Raw genomic sequence first — 6376 nt, forward strand, 5'->3', positions numbered from 1 at the left:
CTAACATAATGTTATTGATAAGCTTTGTAACCACTTTGTTGTTGTATAATGGATCTGCTAATACGTCTCTTTTTTGAGTATGTCCTTTACGTGGCACGGTACTTCCCTCCTTAATTATTATCGCAGTCAGTTAAGACTGCTTGATTAATTCATCGGTACTCACATGTGTCGTTCTACTTGTGTTTCGTGCACGAAAGCTTCTATATTAACCTGCAACCACGGGTGAATAAGAAATCCGGCACAATTTAAGTCTGTAGTTCTGTTTGTGATACGAATAATTTATAATTTCATTGTTACGAATTATTTTTTAGCGTCTTTTGGTCTCTTAGCTCCGTATTTGGAACGAGCCTGTCTTCTCTTTGCAACGCCTGCTGTATCAAGTGTACCACGAACGATGTGATATCTTGTACCTGGTAAGTCTTTTACTCTACCGCCACGGATAAGAACAACGCTATGCTCCTGAAGGTTATGTCCTTCACCTGGGATGTAGCTTGTTACTTCGATTCCGTTAGATAAACGAACTCTGGCGATCTTTCTAAGAGCTGAGTTAGGTTTCTTAGGTGTAGCTGTCTTAACTGCTGTACATACACCTCTTTTTTGTGGTGCGGATACGTCCGTACTCTTTTTCTTTAAGGAGTTAAATCCTTTTTGCAGAGCTGGTGCAGTTGATTTTTTCTCAGATGTCTGACGACCTTTTCTTACTAACTGGTTAAATGTTGGCATTCCTTTCACCTCCTGTTTTATTTGTACAAAAACATATTTTTTTCTTTCTGTACATGTGGTTGCTGTTTAAATTTAATTTGATGGTGCCTGAAAATAGATTAAAATTCACGCACACTGATTTATTATAGCCATATGCATTTCCAATGTCAAGCACTTTCCAGTATTTTTCAAAGTTTTTTGCCCAAAATACCTTATAATTTTCTTAACCCAGTAGACAACAAACGCCAGGAATGCTATGATAGGCGCAAATCGGAGGCGATATATTATGAGGAAATTATTAAAACCATTATCTTTTATACCAGCTATATTTTTAATGTGCCTTATTTTTAATTTTTCCAGCCAAAGCGGAGATGTTTCCGGACAACTGAGTTTTAAAGTCAGCTGTAAAATTGTAGAAGCAGGAGATTATATCTTCGATGCCAATCTGGAACAGTGGCAAGTGGAAGAATGGGCCAATAAAATCAACTTTATCACACGTAAATTAGCACATATGACTGAATATTTTGCTCTCGCAGTGGCAGTATCCTTTCCATTATATGTGTACGGGCTTCACGGGATCTGGCTCATGCTTGTAGCCGGCATCATCTGCGTCGGTTTTGCACTGGGGGATGAATACCACCAGTCCTTTGTGGGCGGGCGCTCTCCTTCTCTAAGAGATGTGGGAATTGACAGTATCGGTGTCTTTTTTGGAATTGTAGTCGTCCGTATGGTGGGATGGACCGGACGAATGACGATCTTTAAACCGAGAAAGAAAAAACAAAAGGTTAAAAGGATCACAAAAGTCAAACACAAAAACCATAAATTCAAAAATTATACCACGAGTGCACCGGAATACCATTATAAGGAAGAACATGCTTATTATAATAATATCCCAAAATCTGCATCTAAATCAAAAAGTTTTAGAAATACGCTAAAAAAAGGCAAGAGCAGCAGCAACTCCTATGGGCAGCATTATAACGGTTATGAAGGACAAGCACCTTATAATCAGAACCCGGGTTATCAGAATGTAAACCCGCAGCAATCCTACTATGGCAATCACCCACAGAATTTTGGGGGGCAGTCTTACGGCAATGGACCTCAGCAGAATTTCGGGGGACATCCTTATGGCAATGGACCTCAGCAGAATTTCGAAGGACAGCCTTATGGCAATGGACCTCAGCAGAATTTCGAAGGACAGCCTTATGGCAATGGACCTCAGCAAAATTTTGAAGGACAGCCTTATGGCAATGGACCTCAGCAGAATTTCGAGGGACAGCCTTATGGCAATGAGCCTCAACAGAATTTTGCGGGACAGAATTACGGAAGTGGACAGCAGCAGAATTATAAAGGACAAAATTATGGAAACGGGCGCCAGCAGGATTTTGGCGGACAAAATTACAACGGTGCACAGCAGCAGGATTTCGGTGGACAGAATTATGGAAGCGGGTACGCAAATTATCGGTCTCCTGATCAATTTGAAGATCAGACCCAATATTACGACCGTCACCAGCAGTATGAATCAGCGGATGACAACGGTCCGGACGAGGAATACAGTACCGCGAACAAGCATTCTAAAAGGCTGGCCGAGGATGATGATGACGACGTGGATCTGGTATCCAAAATCCGTTCTCTTTTTAACCGCAAATAAAACAGTAAATGAAAGAATGCCAATGCAGTAGCTTTTTATATGACTGCATTGGCTTTTTACTATACTTTTTTATAATACTATTTTATTACTGGAACGATTTACCTCACATCTTTTCCCGCCTGCTCCATTACCTCTTTTAATTTCTGAATATAATACTGGTAATCTTGAAGGGATGTAGATGGTGCCACCTGATGGTCAGAGCCCACAATATATCCGCCTCCCCGGATCACCGGAAGAATTCGGTCAAATTCCCGGTCTATTGCTTCCTTTCCTTCGGCAATCTTTAGTTTATTAAACCCACCGATAAATTTAAGCCCCGGGAACTGCGCTCTTACTTTTACAATGTCCATTCCGGCATTCACATCCATAGGGAGGAAGCCGTCCACGCCGGCATCCAGGAAATGTGGGATCATGATTGTAAAATCACCATCCGTGTCCACAAAAACATTATTTACTCCATGCGCTTTCAACATGGGAATCAGCCTTTTATAATAAGCTCCCACAAACTCGTCAAAATTTTCTCCGGATATCATTGGTCCGTTTTTCCCGCTGAGATCTTCCATGAGATAAACTACATCCGGCTGCAGCAGATCTACGACTTTGATTACCTTTGTTGTATACACCTGCAATATGTACTCATTGATATCATGAATCAGCTCCGGCTTATCATAAAAAGCATACAGGTGGGCTTCTATCCCCATCAGTTCCCTGGGCACCCAGAAAAATCCTTCCAGATTTAAACGGATGGAATAGTCTCCCCGGTCATGTCCTTCCTTTAGAGCACCGTAAGCCGTCGCAATTGCCTCATCGCTGAAATAAGACTCCAACTCTCTGTCTGCATGAGCCTTCAGCCGCTCCCAGTCTGCCTCATCCTGAATGACAGACTTATATTCGGTTTCAATTTCAGAACCCTTTTTCTGCATCATCTGTCTGCCGTAAATATCCTGTTTTATGAGATAAGTTTCCGTGTCTTCCAGTATTTTTTCTTCAAATCTGCGAAAGGGGAGTACAAAATGAATCCGCCTTACCGGATCAAACCCCAGGTATTGTTCGTATTCCATTACCCCCTGTCCCCATGCTACGGGCAGATATTTTTCGGTCTGATTCCCTTTATTCCCTACAATATCATTAGTAATATCCTTGGCATTGTGTGCTATTACGGATGGCAATCCCTCTTCTACAAAACGGTTCTTCGTCAATACCCAGGGATAAAAGGTCTCCTCAACAGCGCCTCTGTCCGGCTTTCCAAAATTCAAAGTTAAATTTTCACGCTCTCTGTTTGTCATCATATCCTCCTTCTCCATCAGCCTGATTCCAGAGCTTCTTTAATGATTACTTTCACTGTCTGCAATCTGTCTTTATAAGCTCATTTTAAAAGTAAATGATGAAAAAGTACATGTAAAATCAAAGCTGAAATATATAAAATACAAAACTCATCTGTCGTTCCTCCCACGGTATTCCCGCGGGGTGTATCCGGTTGTATTCTTAAATACTTTACTAAAATAAAACTGATCGGAAAACCCTAATAACTCGGCAATTTCTCCTATGAGGTACTCTTCTTTGCGGTCGAGAAGCTTCTTCGCCTCTTCGATCCGGATACCGATTAAGTATTCATTATAGGTACAGTTAAAATGCATTTTGAATGCCTTGCTCAAATAGGGCTGGCTGATGGAAAATATACTGCAGATATTCAGTATGCTATTGTCACCGGCAATATTTTTACGGATATGCTCTTCTACATTTTTTACTAACTGGTCGGTGCTTAACCTCCCCTGGGGGAGTTTTATGGTACATGGATTCTCTCTTGTAGAGATCAAAAGCCTGCGGATCCGCACAAAAAGTTCCTCAATTTTCTTAGGCTCTACAGGCTTCAGAAGATAGTCAAATGCTCCATAGGAAAAAGCATCGTGAACATAATCAAAGTCAGAATAGCCGCTGACCGCTATACAAACAGCCTTATTGACCTCCTGTCCGGCAATATATTTTATAAGCTCAATTCCATTTTGCCTGGGCATTTTCATATCCGTTAATACAACATCCGGAATAATGCTGTGGTAAAGTTCAATCGCATCTTTCACGTTATACGCTTCTCCTGATACCTGGAAATTCTCTGTCCTCTTTTGGATTGCTCTCTTTTCCATATCAAGGGCTGCCGGTTCATCATCCACCAGCAATACTTTATACATCAATAGCCACTCCTTTTTTCCTGTATTTGCAACTGGTTTGCATGTGCTCTGTAATTACATTGCACTTGCTCTCTAACTACACTGCACCTGTTTTGTAATTGCTTTGCACCTACTATATTCTGTTTACATACGGTTCGGACTAACTGCTGCATATTACCGATATTTACTGATATTCATACCAAACAGGATACTGGTACCTCCCTCATCATTGTTATCCTGAAGCTCATACCAGAAACTGTCTCCATAATAAATAGAAAGCCGGATTAACGTCCCGCTCAGTCCCATTCCTCCAAACTGAATCTGCTCTGTGATATAAGTCGCATTATCCGTATTGTGAAATTCTTCGATTCTTCTCCGGATCACTTCTCCTGCATCTTTGCTGATTCCGCATCCGTTGTCCTTTATTTCCACAACCAGCTTCTCTCCCAGTACCACCGTATAGATTTTAATGATTACTTTATCGTGCTCCATCAGACTGTACTTTATGGCGTTTTCCACCAGAGGCTGGTATGTAAGCTTCGGAATGATGATATATTTGGTGTCCTCATCAATTTCCATTTCAAATTCAATTCGTTTCTGATAACGGCTCTTCATGATTGACATATAAGCTTTCAGGTTCTCTATTTCTTCCCCTATGGTCACCTCTGATGTTTCATAATTAGACGCATATCTCAGGATCTCAGTCAAACTGTAGCATGCATCTGCTGCCGTATCTGTTTCTCCCTGCTCACACAGATTTGCAATACTTCCAAGGCTGTTATAGAGAAAATGCGGACCCATTTCCGACTGCAGGGCACTGAACAGCGTTTTGGTCTGGACATTTTCCAGCTTCTTCTGTTTAACCAGGGCATCCTCCAGACGCTTAGCCATATCCTCAAAGGAATTTACCAGTATCTCCGTCTCTTTATCTCTGACCTTTATTTCTCTCTTCTGACGGAAATTCGTCAGGTCTGTATCCTGCATGGTCTTCACCAGCAGATTAATCGGGCGCATAATCATCCGGGTAGTCCAGAAGCTGTAAAATGTGGTGACAATAATTAGTACACAGGTAATGGCTGCAATTCCACCCAGCATTTTGTTCAAAGATTCATTCAAGACATTTTTATCCAGTATAATTACGGTTTTACAGGCATAATAATTGGACGATGCCGTGGAAAACAAAGAGTGGTTATCCTCTTTCATTTTTGAATACTGCCTGGTAAAATCTTTTACCTGTTCCACATAGGATTCATTTTTTTTACTGTCCAAAAGGTTGGTATAGAAAAGCTCATCCGTTTCTTCCATAAATACCATGACCTTTAAGCCTTTGCCGTTCCACTTGACATTGCAGATATTTTCCATATAGAAAGCATTCTGCTGAACTTCCAGATAACCGATGATATCTGTGTTTCTGTCCTTTACCGGTTTTATTTCAGATACCACCAGGACCTCACTGCTCTTGTCCCAGTAATCCAGATGGGGCTTTAAATACACACGGCTGTTCATCTGCTTCATGGGATACTGGCTTTCTATCATCTGAATCCGATTCCTTACATCCTCTTGCTTAACATCAGTTTTCCCGGTACTGTAATAGGTCCCGTCTTTTCCATAAATGGCAACTCTTCGTATATCTGATTTATTGGTATACGCCCTGGTCAAAAGCTTCCGTATTTCTTTTCCCACTTCTTCACCGGGCGAAACCACAGTCTGATTCCACAAATCCAGGAAATGATTATCTGACAACACATCAATCGCTGTCTGATCCATCGTGGTAAGGCGGCTGTCTACCTGTGCCATTACATTTTCTGCGATCTGCCCAATATTGCTCACTCCATCCTGATGGATATTGTATTGGTTATAT

At 41.3% G+C, this 6376-nt stretch carries 5 protein-coding genes and 1 pseudogene; 1 reads left to right on the top strand and 5 read right to left on the bottom strand.

What is annotated here, in order from left to right; all coding sequences use genetic code 11:
* Together ACH2DQ_RS01890 and rpsL are read right to left on the bottom strand one after the other, a co-directional pair.
* A pseudogene (locus ACH2DQ_RS01890) lies at positions 1-97 on the bottom strand (30S ribosomal protein S7); the annotation flags it as partial.
* 203 nt (positions 98-300) lie between these two features.
* A complete protein-coding gene (rpsL, locus tag ACH2DQ_RS01895) occupies positions 301-723 on the bottom strand; it encodes a 30S ribosomal protein S12 (RefSeq protein WP_027296125.1) in 423 nt (140 codons plus the stop codon).
* A gap of 265 nt (positions 724-988) precedes the next feature.
* Here rpsL and ACH2DQ_RS01900 point away from each other — a divergent pair, with 265 nt between their 5' ends.
* Entirely contained in the window at positions 989-2350 is a 1362-nt protein-coding gene (locus ACH2DQ_RS01900) for a VanZ family protein (RefSeq protein ID WP_394913624.1), read from the top strand.
* 98 nt (positions 2351-2448) lie between these two features.
* Here the strand turns inward: ACH2DQ_RS01900 and ACH2DQ_RS01905 are convergent, their stop codons facing one another.
* The 3 genes from ACH2DQ_RS01905 to ACH2DQ_RS01915 all read right to left on the bottom strand — a co-directional run.
* On the bottom strand, positions 2449-3639 hold the full coding sequence (locus tag ACH2DQ_RS01905) for a uroporphyrinogen decarboxylase family protein (RefSeq protein ID WP_394913623.1): 1191 nt from the start codon (positions 3637-3639) through the stop codon (positions 2449-2451).
* A gap of 144 nt (positions 3640-3783) precedes the next feature.
* Positions 3784-4536 carry a response regulator gene (locus ACH2DQ_RS01910; RefSeq protein WP_394913622.1) on the bottom strand — a complete coding sequence of 251 codons (753 nt, stop codon included), beginning with the start codon at positions 4534-4536 and terminating at the stop codon, positions 3784-3786.
* A 153-nt stretch (positions 4537-4689) separates the two neighbouring features.
* On the bottom strand, positions 4690-6376 hold a 1687-nt coding region (locus ACH2DQ_RS01915; RefSeq protein WP_395025282.1), incomplete at its 5' end, for a sensor histidine kinase.

The sequence above is a fragment of the Robinsoniella sp. genome (genome assembly GCF_034124845.1).